This is a genomic window from Halococcus salifodinae DSM 8989 (genome assembly GCF_000336935.1).
GTDB lineage: Archaea > Halobacteriota > Halobacteria > Halobacteriales > Halococcaceae > Halococcus > Halococcus salifodinae.
This window is the reverse complement of record NZ_AOME01000070.1, coordinates 284,838-301,892: the sequence shown is the minus strand read 5'-3', so window position 1 is coordinate 301,892 and position 17,055 is coordinate 284,838. Positions and strand designations below refer to the sequence as shown.

The following is a 17,055-nucleotide window of genomic DNA, read 5'->3' as shown; positions in this document are numbered from 1 at the left end:
TTCCTCGGCAGTCGTCGTTTCGTCGGGTGCCGATTGGTTCGACGTATCTTCGGTCGCCGACTCGCCGGTGACTTCGAGTGGGACGGTGGTCTCGGCGTCCTCACCGACGACGGTCACGGTGAACTCGTACTCGCCGGCCGGGACGTCAGTGAAGTCCATGCCGATGATGTCGGTCCGTTCGAGGTCAGCGGGCGAGAGGTCCGTGTCGTTGCCGTACGTGATCGCGTCGACCTGCTCGTCGCTGAGGTTCGAGGCGGAGACTTCGACGTCGTAGGACTCCTGTGCCGGCCCGTAGACGATGTTGAGGTTGAGCACGTCGCCGTCGGTCGAGTCGACGGTGTTCGCACAACAGTCCCTGAATCGGGCGTTCAGCGGATCGTCAGCCGAGGGGCTGTAGAAGTCCTCCTCGCTCGCGTTCTCGTCGGTCTCGTTGCCGGCGTCCTGTGCGCCGACCGTCCCGACCGCGCCGACGGTACCGACGGCGGCCGCCACGACGATCAGGCCGGCGAGAAGCAAACTTCGGTGTCGTTCGTTCGTTCGTGTCATTGTTCGATTTTTTCCTCCCAGCGACGATGGACGATCGACGTGTCCGGATCCCCAGCAGTCGAGATTCCATCACGCTGCCATCCTGCTGTTGGAGGTTGCTGTCTTCCACACGCTATCGTAATAAATCCCTTTTGGTGACACCCATCCGCGCTGCTGGCCCGTGGCTCGTTTCCGGGAGTCCAGTGGAGTCCGGGGAGATCGATCGACGGGTCGAATCGGCCGATCACTCGACGTGTTCGCGTTTCAGCGAGAGCGTGGTTCGATCGAACTCGCAGACGAGGTCGTCGTCCTGGTTGAACGCCTCGACATGCATCGTGACGACGCCGCGCTCGCCGTCGCTGGTCTCGCGTTTCTCGACGACGGTCGAATGCGCACGGATGGTGTCGCCGTGGAAAACCGGGGCCGGGTGTTCGACGTCGTCGTACGAGAGGTTGGCGACGATGGTGCCGTCGCTCGTGTCGGGGATCGTGAGGCCGACCGCGAGACTCATCGTGTAGAGCCCGTTGACGAGGCGCTCGCCGAACTGGCTCTCCCCGGCGAACTCGGTGTCGAGGTGGAGCGGCTGCTGGTTCATCGTCATATCACAGAACTGTTGGTTATCGGCCTCGCTCACCGTCCGGCGTTTGTCGTGCTCGATGGTTTCGCCTTCGTCGTAGTCCTCGTAGTAGCGTCCGACCATACGGATCCGCTCGCACGCTCGGCCCGAAAAGCCACCGGTGGGCCGCCGCCACAGCGCCGCCGCCGTCGACGGTGCGTCGGACACATCGTTGAAACCCCCTGCCGCCCCAGCCTCCGTATGGCTCGCAGAAGCGTGCTGTTCTCGCCCGGCGATCGACCCGAGATGTGCCGAAAGGCTCCCGAAACCGGCGCGGACGTCGTGGTGTTCGACCTCGAAGACGCGGTCGCACCCGCCCGGAAATCCGAGGCCCGCGCGGCGGTCGCCGACGTGCTGGCGTCCGGGTTCGATCCCGACTGTGAGGTCTGTGTTCGGGTCAGTGCCACCGATCCGACCGCCGATCTCGACGTCCTCCTCGACGACACACCCGACGAGCACCGTCTCGATGCACTCATGCTACCGAAAGCCGAAACGCGCGAGGACGTTCGCGCGCTCGCCGAGGAGGCCACCGAGCGCGGTCGAGATCTCCCCGTGTTCGCATTAGTCGAGACCGCCCGTGGAATCCTCCACGCCGAGGCGATTGCCGACGCCGAGCCCACCACCGCGGTGTGTTTCGGCGCGGAGGATCTCGCGGCCGACATCGGCGCGAGCCGAACTGGCGAAGGGACGGAAGTGCTCTACGCCCGCGAACACGCCGTCCTCGCGTCGAGCGCGGCCGGCGTCGACGCCATCGATACGGTGTTCACCGATATCGAAAACGAGGAAGGACTCCGGACCGCAACCGAGTTCGCCGTCGACCTCGGCTACGACGGCAAGATGGCGATCCATCCAGCGCAGGTGGGGCCGATCAACGACGCCTACACCCCGAATCCGGAGCGTGTCGAGTGGGCCGAGCACGTGCTCGACGCGCGAGCCGAAGCCGACGCCGACGGTCGAGGCGTCTTCCGGGTCGACGGTGAGATGATCGACGCACCGTTGATCACCCAGGCCGAACGGGTGATCGAACGGGCGGACGCCACCGATCGTTGACAACCTTACACATATCAATATTGCACGTTCGATATGTATCTCGACACGCTTAACAGGCGGCTCGGCGACATGGGACCATGTCCGAGCAGGTGAACCCGTTCGAGAGTCTCCAAGAACAGGTCGACGACGCCGCAGCCCACCTCGACGTGTCCGACGATCAGCTCGAACGGCTCAAACACCCCGAGCGCGTGCTCGAAACCACCCTCTCGATCGAGGACGACGACGGATCGCTGGCGACGTTCAAAGCCTTCCGGTCGCAGTTCAACGGCGACCGCGGTCCCTACAAGGGGGGCATCCGCTATCACCCGAACGTCTCCCGCGACGAGGTCAAGGCACTCTCGGGCTGGATGGCGTACAAGTGCGCGGTGGTCGACATTCCCTACGGCGGTGGGAAGGGCGGTATCATTATCGATCCGAAAGAGTACTCCACAGCGGAGCTCGAACGCATCACCCGTTCGTTCGCGACCGAGCTCCGACCGCTGATCGGACCGGATCGGGACATCCCCGCACCCGACGTCAACACCGGCCAGCGCGAGATGAACTGGATCAAGGACACCTACGAGACCCTCGAAAACACGACTGCACCGGGCACCGTCACCGGCAAGGCGATCGCGTCGGGCGGCAGCGAGGGCCGCGTCGAGGCCACAGGTCGATCGGTGATGCTCACCGCGCGCGAGGCGTTCGACTATCTGGGCACCGATGTCGCGGACGCGACGGTCGCCGTGCAGGGCTACGGCAACGCCGGCGCGATCGCCGCCCGCCTCCTCGACGAGCGCGGTGCGACCGTCGTCGCGGTCTCGGATTCGAGCGGTGCAGTGTACAACGACGAGGGGCTCGACGCCGCAGCGGTCAAGGACCACAAAAACGAGACCGGTAGCGTCGCCGAGTACGCCGACGCCGACGAGGAACTCTCGAACCGAGAGCTTCTCACCCTCGACGTCGATCTCCTGATTCCCGCAGCGCTCGAAAACGCCATCGATGCCGACATTGCGGCAGACGTCGCCGCCGACGTGATCGTCGAGGCTGCGAACGGGCCGCTGACCCCCGAGGCCGACGAGGTCCTGGCCGACCGTGACGTCTACGTCCTCCCCGACGTGCTCGCCAACGCCGGCGGTGTCACGGTCTCCTATTTCGAGTGGGTCCAGAACCGCCGGCGGTTCTACTGGTCCGAGGAACGCGTCAACGACGAGCTCGAAACGGTGATCGTGAACGCCTTCGACGGGCTCGTCGCAACGTTCGAGAACCGCGATCTGCCGACGTTCCGGATGGCAGCCTACGTCGTCGCCATCCGACGCATCCTCGACGCCCACGAAGAGGGCGGTACGTTCCCCTGAAAGCCCTCGGCGTCTCACGCGAGCAAAGCGAGCGTGAGGCTCGTCGTGGAGTAGCGAGGGACCTCCGGTCCCTCGGACCATGCGAGCGGGCCTTCGGCCCGCGAGCAGACGAAGCGGAACGACGGCGCGCCTTGGCGGCGCGCCTCGCCCTTTTCATGTTGCTCAAAAACGCCGCAGAGCGGCGTTTTTGGCATGCGAAACTCGGAGATTTTTCAGCACCACCAGGCAGCACAGCACCGCGATTGCGCGCGCCGGGCGCGTAGCCTGGCTCATGGCTGCGCCGTTCGCCCGTTTCGTCCGCTCGCTATCGCTCGCGGACGCTCGGCACGCGCTCAAGCCCCCTCCCTCCCCGTGCGGCCGCGATAAACGCGGCCGCGTGGCTTCCTTCCGCCTCCGCACCGCCACCACACAGCTTCTGCATCGCCACCACACAGCTTCCGCACAGCCACCGCTACCGCACAGCACCGCCACTCAGGATGGCTGTTCGAGCGCTCATCGCCAATACGGATCGACTGCACGCTCTGCGGACGAGCATCGATAGCAGTCGCTATCGAACTGACGACTCTCAATCAGTGAATCGCGAAAATGACGTTTCGTCCGTCGCTGAAAAACTCGATGACAGAACGTCAGGAGAACAGCGCGGCGGCAGCGTCGATGGCCGGATCGGTGACGAGCCCGAACGCAGGGATCAGGAGCACCGTCACCAGACCGGCGGCGACCACCGCGGTGTACAGCCCGATCGGATAGCTACCGAGGGAAAGATCGCTGGACGGATCGTTGAGCCACATCGCCTTCACGACCCGGCTGTAGTAGTACAGCGACAGCACGCTGTTGACGACGCCGACGGCGGCGAGCCACCAGAATCCCGCACCGACCGCTTCGTAGAACAGCAGGTACTTCGAGAGGAACCCACCGCCGAGCGGGATTCCCGCGAGGCTGAACATGAACACCGTCATCGCGACGCACGCGATCGGTGCTTCACGCCCGAGGCCGTTGTAGTCCTCGAACGTCCTGCCCACGGAGCCCCAGTGTTCGACCAGCGCGACGAACAGGAAGGCACCGGTGTTCATGAACCCGTAGACGAACAGGTGGACCATGCTCATCCCGAGCACCGACGGGTTGTTCCCGCCGCCGAGCGCCGCCAGCCCGATCAGGACGTAGCCCGCCTGACCGATCGACGAGTACGCCAACATCCGCTTCACGTTGTCCTGGGTCGCGGCCGCGAAGTTGCCGAGCGTCATCGTCACGACGGCGAGGATCTGGAAGGCGAGCACCCAGTCCACACTGGAGGTGATGTCGAGCCCGAACGCCACCGTGAAGACCCGGAACGCCACCACGAACCCGGCGGCCTTCGAGGCCGAGGAGAGGAACGCCGAAACCGGAGCCGGCGCACCCTCGTACGCTTCCGGTGCCCAGAAGTGGAACGGGACGCTCGCGGTCTTGAACGCGAACCCGCCGAGCACCATCAGCACGCCGATCCCGAGCACGCCCGTGAGATCGGTTTCAGCAGCAGCCTCGGCGACGTCGCTGAACAGCAGACTTCCCGTGGCGGCGTAGACGAGGCTGATCCCGTAGGCGAAGATCGCCGACGAGAGCGCGCCGATCAGGAAGTACTTCAGTCCTGCTTCGACGCTGCCACGGTTGTCCTTCAGGAAGGCAACGAGAGCGTACGTCGGCAGCGAGACGAGTTCGAGGCTCACGAACGCGACCGCGAGGCTCCCCGCGGAGGCGAGCAGCGTCATCCCGGTCGCGGCGAGCATCACGAGCGTGTAGTAATCAGCCTGCTCGGTCTCGCCCGCGAGATAGTCGTAGCTCGCGACCGTCACGAGCGTCGCGACGCTCGTGAAGATGATCGTGAAGAAGAGACTCATCCCGTCGACGACGAGTTGACCGCCGTAGAACTGGACGCCACCGTTGGTTCCCGTCCCGGTGACCAGCAGCGCGCCGGCGGCGACGAGCGCGGCCAGCGAGCCGACCGTCGCGGTTCCCGAGAACAGCGTACGGTTCTTCGAGTGCGGGGCGATACTGTCGATGACGAACAGCGCGAGCGCGGTCAGAGCGAGCAGCAGCGTCGGCGCGAGCGCGGTCAGGGGTGCCATTCAGGCACCACCCCCCAGCAGTGGACCGACCGCGTCCTGGATCATCCCGAAGAACACGTCGGGCGCGGTGCCGAGTCCGATGATACAGATCACGAGCACCGCGAGGGGCACCACGTCGTGGAAGGCAGCCCGGCCGATCGTGTAGTCGGTGTCGAGTCGGAACTCACCGAACAGCGTGCGCTGCATCGCGTACAGCAGGTAGCCCGCCACGATCACGATGCCGAACATCGCGATCGCGGTGAACACCATCGAGCCCGCGAAGTCGGCGGCGAACGAGCCCTGGAAGATGAAGTACTCGCCCATGAAGCCCGCCATGAACGGCAGCCCCATGTAGGCGAAACAGCCCGCGACGAACATGGCGGTGGTGACCGGCATCCGGTCGGCGAGCCCCGCCATGTCGCCCACCATCCGGCTGTGGGTCGTGTTGTAGATCACGCCGACACACGCGAACAGCAGCCCGGAGATCAGGCCGTGCGAGAGCATCTGGAAGGTCGCCCCGCCCAGACCGAACTCGGTGTACGCCACGAGACCTAGAATGACGAACCCCATCGACGAGATCGACGAGTACGCCACGATCCGTTTGAGGTCCTGCTGGGCGAGTGCGAGCATCGCGCCGTAGATCACGCTCACCACCGCGAGGATCGCGATGTAGGGCGCGAGCTGTGAGGCCGTATCGGGCAGCATCGTGAAGTTGAATCGGAGCAGCGCATAGGTCCCCATCTTCAGGAGGACGCCCGCCAGCAACACCGATGCAGGCGTCGGGGCCTCGACGTGAGCGTCGGGCAGCCACGTGTGGACCGGCACGATCGGCACTTTGACCGCGAAGCCGGCGAACATCGCGACGAACGCGATCAGTTTGAGCGTGTCCGGTCCGACGCCGCCGAGCGAGCCGAGCTCGCCAGCCCGGAGCGCCTGGGCGATCGCGGGCATGTCGAGGCTCGTGACCGCATCGCCGAGCCCGAACACCAGCGCGGCGAAGCCGAGGAACATCACGAGCGTCGCGACGTTGGTGTAGACGAAGAACTTGATCGCGGCGTACTTCCGGCGAGGGCCGCCCCAGACCCCGATCAGCATGTACATCGGGATCAGCACGATCTCCCAGAAGACGAGCCACGCAAAGAAGTCGAGCGCGACGAACACGCCGAGCAGGCCGGTTTCGAGGAACAGAACGAGGCCGTAGAACTGCGAACGGCGCTCGTCGATCGGCGTCCACGCCGTCAGGATCGCGAGCGTCGTCAGCACGGTCGTCATGACGACGAGCGGCATGCTGATCCCGTCGACACCGACGTGCCAGTTGATCGCGTACGGACCCACCGAAATCCACTGGGCCATCGTCTCGTACGCCAGCGTGCCACCTTCGAGGAAGGCGTTGCCCGAGCCGTCGAACCCGAACCACATCAGGAAACTCGTCACCAGTGGGAAGAGGCTCGCGACCAGCGCGCCGACAGGTGCGTAGTCGTCCGGGAGGACGAACACGACCAGCGCGCCGAGCAGACAGAGCGCGAGCAGGATCTCGATCAGCATTCAGAACCACCCCCCGATCAGGCCGAAGATCACCAGCAGCGCGACCAGCCCGAGCGAGAGAAGCGCAGCGTAGTTCGTCACGATCCCAGTTTGAATCCGTTTGATCCGGCTGCCCGAAAACAGGCTCACGCTCGACACGCCGTTGACGGTGCCGTCGATGATACCCTGGTCGAACGTGTCGGCCGCGCGGGCGACCCGCGCGGTCGCGTCGGCCAGCCAGACCTGATACTCGTCTTGGTAGTAGTTGCTCATGAGAACCGTCTTCGCGTTACCGAGTCGATCGGTGTGGTGGTCGGGATCGGGGCCGCGGTAGAGGGTGTAGGCCAGACCCGCGCCGGCGAGCGCCAGCCCGAGCGAGACGACCACGCCGAGCAGCACAGTTATGGACTCGCTGCCGATGTAGCCGCTCGTGTAGCCAGTGAGGTCACCGTAGTGGTGGGCAGTCAGCCCCTCGAACCCGCCGTCGAGCCACTGGTGGAGGAAGTCGATCCCCTCGATCCCGAGAACTTTCTGTACTGGCAGCATGTTGATGAAGCCGGCGACGACCGCCAGCACCCCGAGCACGACGAGGGGAGCTTTGACGTTCCAGCCGACTCCGTGTGGATTTCTAGCCGTCTCACTGCGTGGTTCGCCGTGGAAGGTGAGCAGCACCATCCGGAAGGTGTAGAAGGCGGTGATCGGCACCGCGAGCAGCCCCATGGCGTACGCACCGAGCAAGAGCGGGCTCGATCCGAGCCCGTGGATCAGCGCCTCGTAGAGCACCTCGTCTTTCGACCAGAAGCCCGCGAACGGGAAGATTCCGGCGAGCGCGAGCGAGCCCGCGAGGAAGGTGTAGTACGTCACGGGCATCCGATCCTTCAGCCCACCCATCTTCCACATGTTCTCGTTGTGGTGCATCGCGATGATGACCGAGCCGGCACCGAGGAACAGCAGCGCCTTGAAGAAGGCGTGGGTCATCAGGTGGAAGGTCGCGGCGACGTACCCACCGGCACCGAGTGCGAGCATCATGTACCCGTACTGTGAGATGGTCGAGTACGCGAGCACCTGCTTGATCTCACGCTTGACGACCGCCATCGTCGCCGCAAAGAGGGCGGTGAACCCGCCGATGAACGCGATGATCGCGAGCACGGTGGGCAGCAGGGCGTAGAAGCCGTACATCCGGGCGACGAGATACACACCGGCGGCGACCATCGTCGCGGCGTGGATCAGTGCCGAAACAGGCGTCGGGCCCTCCATCGCGTCGGGGAGCCAGGTGTGGAGCGGGAACTGCGCCGACTTCCCGATCACGCCACCGAGGACGAGGAGACCAAGGATCGTGAACCACGTTTCGGGGGCGAACCCGAAGGTCGAGACCGCGCCCGCACTCCCCCCGCCGAGTACCGCCTCGGCCAGCCCAGGGAAGCTCTCCTCACCGGCGAAGTTCGCGGTACTGAACGTCGCGAGGATCCCGACGACGCCGACGAGGAAGAAGTAGTCCCCGAAGCGAGTCACCAGAAACGCCTTCTTCGCCGCGCTCGGCGGGGCGTCGTCGCGGTACCAGTGACCGATCAGCAGCCACGAGCACAGACCGACCATCTCGAAGAACATGAACGCCATGAACAGGTTGTCGGCGATCACGAACCCGAGCATGCTCGCCGTGAAGAGGCCGAGCCCGGCGTAGTACCGGGGCAGTCCCGGCTCGCCCTCGTCGTTCATGTAGCCGAGACTGAACACGTGAACGAGGAGGGCGACCAGCGAGACGATGATCAGCATGAGCGCCGCGAGCGGATCGATCAGCACCCCGAGATGGAGTTCGATCTCCCCGGCGGCGACGAACGTGTATAGTTCCTGGTTGTACGTGTTGCCGCCGGCGACAGTGAGCGCCATCCAGATCGAGAGCACGAGCGAGCCGGCCGTCGCGAGAATACCCGCGAACGCGCCCTTCTTCGGCAGGAATCGGCCGCCAAAGAGTGCAATCACGAACGATGCAAAGGGCAGGAGTGCAATCGCGGGTGCGTAGTCGAATGCCACCATCTTACCACCTCATAGTCGTCGCTTTCGTTACGTCCACGCCGCGGAAGTTGCGGTAGAGGACGAGGATGATACCGATACCGACCGCGACTTCCGCCGCGGCGAGCGCGATCGTGAACAGGCTGAACACCTGTCCGGTGAGGTTCCCGTACTGAAGCGAGAACGCGACGAAGTTGATGTTGCCGGCGGTGAGCATGATCTCGACGCTCATCAGGAACACCAACGCGTTCCGCCGCGTCAAGATGCCGAACAGCCCGATGCAGAACATCGCGGCCGAGAGCACGAGATAGTACTGAGCGGGGACCATCAGCGTCCCTCCTCGCTGCGGGTCCGATCACGACCGCCGTCGGTGCGGGCGGAACTGTCGTCAGCTCGGGCGTCGTCGGTGCCGTTCGATCCGAATCGGAGCGCGCCGCCGATCCGGCCGTCTTCCTCGGTCTTCGCGAGCATCACCGACGCATCGAGTGCGGCGTCGAGGACGACCGCGATGACGATGAACGCGACGAGAAAGCCCTCGCTCGGGTGGACGCCGCCGGGGAGGTTGAACATCGCGTAGCCGATCGAGGCGGTGATCGACCCGTCGCCGGCGAAGCCGGCCGGGTCCGGGAACGAGGCCGTCAGAAAGACAGCCGCGAGCACGCCGAACAGCGCGACCGCGATCAGCCCGGGCAGAAAGTTCCCATCGGTCTTCAGTTCGGGGCGAGTCGTCACGAGACCGCCTCCTTCGGATCATCGGTTCGGGTGAGCATCACGGCGAAGGTGATCAGGATGAGCACCCCGCCGACGTAGACGAGGATCTGCATCGCCGCGAGGAACTCCGCGTTGAGCATCACGTAGTGGACGGCGACGCTCAACAGCGACACCCCGAGCAGCAGCGCGGAGTGCCACACGTCCTCCACGAGGACCACCCCGAGACTGCTCGCCACGGTGACGAGTGCGAACAGCGCGAACGCAATCGCCTCGTACGGTAAGGCTGCCATTGGCTTCACTCGTGTGGGATGGTGTTTGAAGGTTTCGAGACCCGCGCGAGCGCTCGCCCGCGTTGGCAGCGGCGGCGTCGCGCCGACACCGGTTCCGCCATCCGCGATCGTTTCGCTCGCCCTTCGATCGACGGAGCCGCTGGCGCTACTGTCCAATAGCGATCGATCGGAGCGCGTTCTCGATCGTCGCCAGGCGCTCGTTCTGGCCGGTGATTCCATGACGCTCGGCGACGTACTGCGGATCGTTGTATCCCACCCTGACCGCCCCGCTGTCGTCCTCGTAGACGAGCAGCTTCTGTGGCAGGTCGATCCCCGCCGTTTGGCTCGCCTGCATCAGCGGCGTGCCGAGTTTCGGATTGCCGAACAGGACGGCCGTGGTCGGCCGGAGCTCCATCCCGACCGAGTCAGCGTTCGCGGCGTGGTCGACGGTCGCCACGATCGAGATTCCGTCGGCCGATTGGAGTGTGCTCTGGATGCGATCGGCGGTCGCATCCACGCTCTCGCCGCCCGCAGCGGTCACGACCCCGTTGCCGCCGTCGAGGAGTGCGCTCGGGTCCGCCTTCGATCGGTTCACGTCACCACCGGCGAGCGCTTCGAGCACGCTGTCGATCGTGTCGAGGCGTTCGTCCTGGCCGGTGATGTCGTGTCGTGCCGCGAGATACGCCGGACTGTTGTAGACCACGTTCGTCCTACGGTCTTCGTCCTCGTAGACCAGCATCTTCTGAGGCAGATCGATAGCGGTGGTTTGACTCGCCTGCATCAGCGGCGTGCCGGCGTTCGGGTTGCCGAAGACCAGCAGCGTCGTCGGTCGAAGCTCCATCCCGACCGAAGCGGCGTTCACGGCGTGGTCGAGGGTCGTCACGAGGGTCAGCCCGTTCTCCCTGATTCGCCCTTTGATCCGCTCGACGGTCGCCGGAACGCTCTCGTCGCTTTCGGCGGTCACGAGCCCGTTGCCGACAGCATCTCCACCGTCAGCGCCGGCGACGAACTGCTTCGCGATCGGGAGCACCTGCTCCATCGAGCGCGCCTCGTTGAACGCGTCGGGCGAGGGGCGCTGGAGGNCCGTCAGCGCCGGCGACGAACTGCTTCGCGATCGGGAGCACCTGCTCCATCGAGCGCGCCTCGTTGAACGCGTCGGGCGAGGGGCGCTGGAGGTGGAGCAGCTGGAAGTACGTCTGGTGTTCGGCCTCCACCGAGTGGATGCTGAGGGCAGCCTTCAGCACCTCCTCGCTGTCGATCAGCGGTGCTGCGCCCGCGTACGCCGACACCCCGACGGCTTCGAGCCGATCGGCGATCGCCACGAACTCCGCGATGGAANCGCTGTCGATCAGCGGTGCTGCGCCCGCGTACGCCGACACCCCGACGGCTTCGAGCCGATCGGCGATCGCCACGAACTCCGCGATGGAATCGTACGAGAACTCGTAGTCGGCAGGTTCGACCGGCGTTCCTCCAAGGTCCTCGATCGTCCCAGTCAGCGCCTCGACGTGAGCCTCCTCGTGGTCCCGCACGTCCTGAATCTGCTGGTACGTCGAGTATTGAAGCGTCGGCCGCGCGAAGTACTCCGCCACCGCCGAGCGCTCGACCTCGCTTTCGGTGTACTCCGCGAGGAAGTCGTTGTAGTACGCCGCTTCGAGGTGTTCCAGCGCCAGCGCGTAGTTCAACACCTCCACGTCGCTCGGCGACGAATCGGCGTCGCTGCTGCCGTCATTGCCCGCTGCCACGCCGCTGGTGGCCGAAAGCGCGAGTGCTCCAGCACCCGCGAGCGCCGCATCGCTCATGAACCCTCGCCGTGAGCGTCCGCCGCTGGTGTTCGCCCGTCCATCTGCTCTGTGATCCATACAGGTCGATCGTCCATTTGCACCAAAAAACTATGCCAGAATTGCGGTCGGTTTCGTCGACTGACCGAATCGATCGTTCGACTGAATCGCCGCCCTGGCTGTCGAAGACTCGCCAGCGGTGCTCGGTCGATCGACCAGAAGACCGAAAGACCGAGACGAGGGTTCTCGGGTCGTTACCCGTCGACTAGCGAGTGAAAATCCGAGAAGTTACTGATAGTCGACTTCGCCTTCGCCTTCCCCGATCCACGCACCGCGATCGGGCTCTCTGGACTCAAGCGGGTCGATGTCCTCGCGACCCCACCTTTTTCTCGTTCGGGATTTCTCGCTCGCATTCGCTCGCTTCGAAACCACTCACGACAAAAACGTGGATGAAAAAGCGCCCTCGCTACGCTCGGGCGGTGAAACGGCTCGCTACGCTCGCCGTACGTTTACTGATAGTCGACTTCGCCTTCGCCCTCCCCGATCCACGCACCGCGATCGGGCTCTCTGGACTCAAGCGGGTCGATGTCCTTGTACCACGGGACGTTCTTCAGCTGTTCTTTGTTGTACGCGAGGTCGTCCTTGGTGTCGCCAGTGAACTCGAAGTTCTGGGTCAGGAGGATGGCGTCCACAGGGCAAACCTCCTCACACAGCCGGCAGTAGATGCACTGGCCGATGTGGAGGTTGTACTGCTCGCCATTCCGTTGTTCGTCCATCACGATCTGGATCGTGTCGTTCGGACAGACGTTCTCACACTGGCGACACCAGATGCAGCGCTCCTGGCTGAACTTGTGGACGCCCCGGAAACGGGGGCTGACCTCGGGTGCGACATCGGGGTACTCGACAGTAAAGGTCGAGCCGTCGAGCGCGTGTTTCATCGTCGTTGCCATCGATTTGAGGATTCCGATCATGGGTTGGTGGGTGTGTGGTGGATGGTTGTGAGAGCGATCAGGCGATGAAGCCCACGATGATCGCCGTGAGCACGAGGTTGGCGAAACTCATCACGAGCAGCCCCTTCCAGCCGATCTCGATGAGCTGATCGATCCGGACCCGTGGGATCGCCGACCGCGCCCACTGGGTGAACAGGTAGACCGCGAGGATCTTGAGCAGCATCCAGACGATTCCCGGGAGCACCGGCCCGGCCGGACCGCCCAAGAAGAGCGTCGCGATGATCGCGCCGCCAAGGAAGATGTGGAGGAACTCACCGAGGTAGAGCAGCACGAAGTACGCACCGGAGTACTCGGTCATGTACCCTGCGACGAGTTCGCCGGGCGCTTCGGGCGTGTCGAACGGGTTCCGTCCGACCTCCGCGAGGTTCGCGATCAGGAACAGCACGAACGCGAACGGGTTGACGAACGCGAACCACGATGGGATCGAGACGCCAGCGATCGTGATGAGCGCCTCGCTCTGCATCGCGACGATCTCACTCATTCGGAGCGTTCCGGCAAAGACGACGACCGAGGCCGCAGTCACGATGAGCGGGATCTCGTAGGCGATGTTCTGGGCGAGCGCGCGCAGCCCGCCGAGGAACGAGTACTTGTTGTTCGATGCGTAGCCCGACATCAACAGGCCGAGCGACGCGATCGACGACGCGGCGAACACGAACACGAACCCGGTCTCGGGGTCGGCGAGCTGGAGGCCGGTTCCCAGCGGGATCACCGCGAAGCCAAGCAGCGCCGAGAACGGCACGAGGAACGGTGCGATGTCGAACGCTGGCCGATCGGCGCTGTCGGGGATGATGACCTCCTTCGAGAGGAGCCGGACGGCGTCGGCCACGATGATCAGCAGGCCGAACGGGCCGACCCGGTTGACCGCGATCCGGTCGGTAAAGGCCGCCGTGATCTTTCGCTTGCCCCAGATCCCTCCGACCGCCGCGAACGTGAGGAAGATCACCGCGATCAACGACGCGCCGATCAACCCGAAGACGAACTGGAGCCCCGGATCGGGGTTCGCACCGAATCCGAGGAGCTGGCTCAGCGTCTCCGGAAACGTCGATCCACCCCCGACCGCGCCGCCCGCAGAGGCGTTCGTGGCGTTGGCTGCGCCGGTCGCGTTCGTCGCGTTCGCCCCAGCGGTGCCGTTCGTTGCGTTGGTGGCGTTCGAGGCGTTCGCCGCCTGAAACAGGACCTCACTCGGGCTCATCTATCGACCTCACCGAGCACGATGTCGAGACTCGCGAGGGAGGCGATCAGGTCGGGGATGTACTCGCCCTCGGCCATCTCGGGGAGGACCTGAAGATTCGAGAAACACGGGCTTCGGATCTTGAACCGCGCGGGCTTGTCGGTGCCATCGCTCCGGATGTAGATCCCGAGCTCGCCCTTCGCGCCCTCGACCGCCCGGTAGATTTCGGCATCCTCGTCCGGCCGAAGGGTCCGGGGAACGTTCGACTGGATCTCGCGATCGTCCTCGGGCCAGTCTTCGAGCAGGTCGACACACTGCTCGATGATCCGTGCGGACTGCTCGACCTCCTGCATCCGACAGAGCACGCGAGCGTAGTTGTCGCCCTCCTCGGCAGTCACGACGTCCCAGTCGAGCTCGTCGTAGTAGCCGTAGGGATCGTCGCGTCGGAGGTCGTAGTCGACGCCCGAGGCGCGGGCGACCGGTCCCGTCGTTCCGTACTGTTTGGCGGTTTCGGCGTCGAGCACGCCCGTGTCGACACACCNGAGGCGCGGGCGACCGGTCCCGTCGTTCCGTACTGTTTGGCGGTTTCGGCGTCGAGCACGCCCGTGTCGACACACCGGAGCTGGAAGATCTCGTTCGAGGTGATCAGGTCGTGGTACTCGTCGAGCTTCTCGGGGAGGCCGTCGAGGAAGTCCCGGATCTTCTCGAAGAAGTCCTCGCGCGGTTCGGGCAGATCCCACGCCACCCCACCGAGCCGCATGTAGTTGAACATCAGGCGCTGGCCCGTGAGGTCTTCGAGAATGTCCTCGACGACCTCGCGGTCCCGGAACGTGTACATGAACGTCGCGGTGAACTCGCCGTAGACATCGAGCGCGAACGTACCGAGCGCGAGCATATGAGCCGCGATCCGGCAGAACTCCGCCGACATCGTCCGGATGACCTGAGCGTATTCAGGGACGTCGAGGCCCGCGAGGTCCTCGGCAGTCCGGGCGTACGCCCACTCGTTCAGGATACCCGCCGAGACGTAGTCCCACCGATCGGGGTAGGGCATGATTTCGTGGCGGTATTTCCCGTTCTGGGCCATCTGCTCCTCACACCGGTGGAGGTAGCCGATGTCGGGATCGACGTGGACGACCTGCTCGCCGGAGAGCACCGTCTCGACGTGGAGCACGCCGTGGGTCGCAGGGTGGTGGGGCCCGATGTTGAGGAACATCGTGTCCGAACCGTCCTCCCTGTGGTCGTCGGCGATCGGGTTGGCGTGTGATTCGAGGGTGACGACCTGGGGCTTTTCCTGATTGTAGTCGAGCCCCATCGGGTGGCCCTGCCACGTCTCGGGCAGCAAGATCCGCCGGAGGTCAGGGTGGTCGTCGTACTCGATTCCCACGAGGTCGTACGCCTCGCGCTCGTGCCAGTCCGCCGTCCGGTAGACCGGTTCCGCGCTCTGGCTCACGGGGTTCTCCCGGGAGGTCGGCACGACGACCGAGACCTCCTGAGTGGGGTCTTCGTACTTCTTCAGGTGGTAGATCGACTCGAAGCGGTCCTCGTACTCCTGGGCGGTGACGTTCGAACAGTGGTCGAACCCCGCCTCGTCGCGCAGCGCGAACAGCGCGTCCTGAACCTCGTCCGGGCGCACCACGAACGCCTCGGCGTTGCGGTGGGTCTCTCGGTCGATGACGGTGTCACCGAGCAGGTCGGCAAGCGCGTCGTAGTCGAGGCCGTCGTCGGTGACGCCAACCGCTTGGGTCCTGTCGCGTGGTCGTTCAAGGCTCATGGCGAATCGTTCCAGTTGTACCGCATCACGAGCGTGTCCTCGTCGATGTCGTCGGCGAGCTTGGTGACCAGCTCGTCGCGTTCGAGGTCGCCGAACTCTTCGAGCTCGTAGGGTTTCACGGTCACGGGGGCAGTCTCGCCCTCGCCGATACGCTCCTGGAGCTTGGCGACGCCGTAGACCAGCGCCTCGGGCCGGGGTGGACACCCCGGAACGTGGATGTCGACCGGGATGATCTCTTCTGCGCCCTTCACGACGTTGTATCCCTGCTGGAACGGACCTCCAGAGATGGTACACGACCCCATCGAGACCACGAACTTCGGCTCGGGCATCTGGTCGTACACCCGCTTCATCCGCGGGCCGAACTTCGAGACGATCGTTCCGGGAACGATGATCACGTCGGCCTGCCGGGGCGAGGCGCGCGGCACGCCCGCACCGAAGCGGTCGAGGTCGTGTTTCACCGCGTAGGTGTGCATCATCTCGATGCTACAGCACGCGATCCCGAACTGGAGCATGAACATCGAGGAGCTCCGGACCCAGTTCATGAACGAATCGAACTTCGTGAGGACGAACGGCGAGGAGCCGAACGCCTCCCGGAGTTTGGAGTTGAATCGGTTGTCAGCGCCCTCACCCATCCGGGACTCCTGGGTGGTCTGTGCGTCCGCCTCCGCGTTCGTGAGTGTGTCGCTGCTCATTATCGTGCTCGGGTGCCGCTCGACTGTTCGTTCCGAATCCACTGTACCGCGCCGTTACGCCACGCCCACGCGAGGCCGACGACGAGGATACCGATGAACACCAGCATGGGGACGAGCGCCGGCACCAACCCGATCTCCGGGTTCGCGACGGCGTCGCGGTAGATGACCGTCCACGGGAAGATCAGGACGGTCTCGATGTCGAAGATCACGAACAGCAGCGCGACCATGTAGTACTGGATGTTGAACCGGATGCGGGTGTTGCCCGTCGGAACCTCGCCGCTCTCGTACACGGCGGATTTCCCCTGCTCGGGCACGCTGGGTCGCAGCAGGCTCGATACGACGATCATCGTCAGCGGGACGGCGACCCCGACGACCGCCAGCGCGCCGATAGCTATCCACGGATTCATGTGATTTCTGGCTCGTGTTCGGGCTTTGGAGCGCACTCACATAAGGGTTGATTCTTCCCACCCGGTAGTCCGGTACCGGACGCTGGCGCTCCACGGCCCAACCCATCGA

The 17,055-nt window shown here is 64.7% G+C and carries 14 protein-coding genes and 3 pseudogenes; 2 read left to right on the top strand and 15 right to left on the bottom strand.

The features are described 5' to 3' along the window. Positions 1-769 precede the first annotated feature (769 nt). Complete coding sequence (locus C450_RS14140; protein WP_005044544.1) at positions 770-1,225, bottom strand: MaoC family dehydratase; 456 nt, start codon at positions 1,223-1,225, stop codon at positions 770-772. Positions 1,226-1,342: 117 nt separating this feature from the next. Here C450_RS14140 and C450_RS14135 point away from each other — a divergent pair, with 117 nt between their 5' ends. Together C450_RS14135 and C450_RS14130 are read left to right on the top strand one after the other, a co-directional pair. Beyond that, positions 1,343-2,191 carry an HpcH/HpaI aldolase/citrate lyase family protein gene (locus C450_RS14135; RefSeq protein ID WP_049910229.1) on the top strand — a complete coding sequence of 283 codons (849 nt, stop codon included), beginning with the start codon at positions 1,343-1,345 and terminating at the stop codon, positions 2,189-2,191. A gap of 77 nt (positions 2,192-2,268) precedes the next feature. After that, positions 2,269-3,525: a Glu/Leu/Phe/Val family dehydrogenase gene (locus tag C450_RS14130; RefSeq protein ID WP_005044541.1), complete on the top strand. Its 1,257-nt coding sequence runs from the start codon at positions 2,269-2,271 to the stop codon at positions 3,523-3,525. A 626-nt stretch (positions 3,526-4,151) separates the two neighbouring features. Here the strand turns inward: C450_RS14130 and C450_RS14125 are convergent. From C450_RS14125 to C450_RS14065, 14 genes and pseudogenes are all read right to left on the bottom strand, one after another. After that, positions 4,152-5,624 carry an NADH-quinone oxidoreductase subunit N gene (locus tag C450_RS14125; protein WP_005044539.1) on the bottom strand — a complete coding sequence of 491 codons (1,473 nt, stop codon included), beginning with the start codon at positions 5,622-5,624 and terminating at the stop codon, positions 4,152-4,154. Then, the gene (locus tag C450_RS14120) at positions 5,625-7,148 is read right to left on the bottom strand and encodes a complex I subunit 4 family protein (RefSeq protein ID WP_005044538.1); all 1,524 of its coding nucleotides are present in this window, start codon (positions 7,146-7,148) and stop codon (positions 5,625-5,627) included. It lies immediately after the preceding gene. After that, on the bottom strand, positions 7,149-9,161 hold the full coding sequence (nuoL, locus tag C450_RS14115; RefSeq protein ID WP_005044537.1) for an NADH-quinone oxidoreductase subunit L: 2,013 nt from the start codon (positions 9,159-9,161) through the stop codon (positions 7,149-7,151). It abuts the gene before it with no gap. Position 9,162: 1 nt separating this feature from the next. Next, positions 9,163-9,465, bottom strand: coding sequence for an NADH-quinone oxidoreductase subunit NuoK (nuoK, locus tag C450_RS14110; protein WP_005044536.1), 303 nt, complete (start codon positions 9,463-9,465; stop codon positions 9,163-9,165). Next, a complete protein-coding gene (locus tag C450_RS14105) occupies positions 9,465-9,869 on the bottom strand; it encodes an NADH-quinone oxidoreductase subunit J (protein WP_005044535.1) in 405 nt (134 codons plus the stop codon). Before C450_RS14105 ends, nuoK begins: the two co-directional genes overlap by 1 nt. Next, the gene (locus tag C450_RS14100; RefSeq protein ID WP_006077166.1) at positions 9,866-10,138 is read right to left on the bottom strand and encodes an NADH-quinone oxidoreductase subunit J; all 273 of its coding nucleotides are present in this window, start codon (positions 10,136-10,138) and stop codon (positions 9,866-9,868) included. The genes C450_RS14105 and C450_RS14100 overlap by 4 nt, the downstream gene beginning before the upstream one ends. 145 nt (positions 10,139-10,283) lie before the next feature. Next, on the bottom strand, positions 10,284-11,156 hold the full coding sequence (locus C450_RS14095; RefSeq protein WP_005044533.1) for a DUF302 domain-containing protein: 873 nt from the start codon (positions 11,154-11,156) through the stop codon (positions 10,284-10,286). Positions 11,157-11,202: 46 nt separating this feature from the next. Beyond that, positions 11,203-11,976: pseudogene (locus tag C450_RS14090) on the bottom strand (ferritin-like domain-containing protein); the annotation flags it as partial. 207 nt (positions 11,977-12,183) lie between these two features. Beyond that, positions 12,184-12,267 (bottom strand): annotated as a pseudogene (locus C450_RS21715) (NuoI/complex I 23 kDa subunit family protein); the annotation flags it as partial. Between the two features lie 137 nt (positions 12,268-12,404). Beyond that, positions 12,405-12,866: a NuoI/complex I 23 kDa subunit family protein gene (locus C450_RS14085; RefSeq protein WP_005044531.1), complete on the bottom strand. Its 462-nt coding sequence runs from the start codon at positions 12,864-12,866 to the stop codon at positions 12,405-12,407. 37 nt (positions 12,867-12,903) lie between these two features. Continuing rightward, positions 12,904-14,097 carry a complex I subunit 1/NuoH family protein gene (locus C450_RS14080; RefSeq protein WP_005044530.1) on the bottom strand — a complete coding sequence of 398 codons (1,194 nt, stop codon included), beginning with the start codon at positions 14,095-14,097 and terminating at the stop codon, positions 12,904-12,906. Then, positions 14,094-15,847, bottom strand: a pseudogene (locus C450_RS14075) (NADH-quinone oxidoreductase subunit D-related protein). Before C450_RS14075 ends, C450_RS14080 begins: the two are co-directional and overlap by 4 nt. Next, the gene (locus tag C450_RS14070; protein ID WP_005044529.1) at positions 15,844-16,539 is read right to left on the bottom strand and encodes an NADH-quinone oxidoreductase subunit B; all 696 of its coding nucleotides are present in this window, start codon (positions 16,537-16,539) and stop codon (positions 15,844-15,846) included. The pseudogene C450_RS14075 and the gene C450_RS14070 overlap by 4 nt, the downstream one beginning before the upstream one ends. Further along, positions 16,539-16,946, bottom strand: a complete 408-nt coding sequence (locus C450_RS14065) for an NADH-quinone oxidoreductase subunit A (protein WP_005044528.1) — start codon at positions 16,944-16,946, stop codon at positions 16,539-16,541. The genes C450_RS14070 and C450_RS14065 overlap by 1 nt, the downstream gene beginning before the upstream one ends. Between the last annotated feature and the right edge of the window lie 109 nt (positions 16,947-17,055).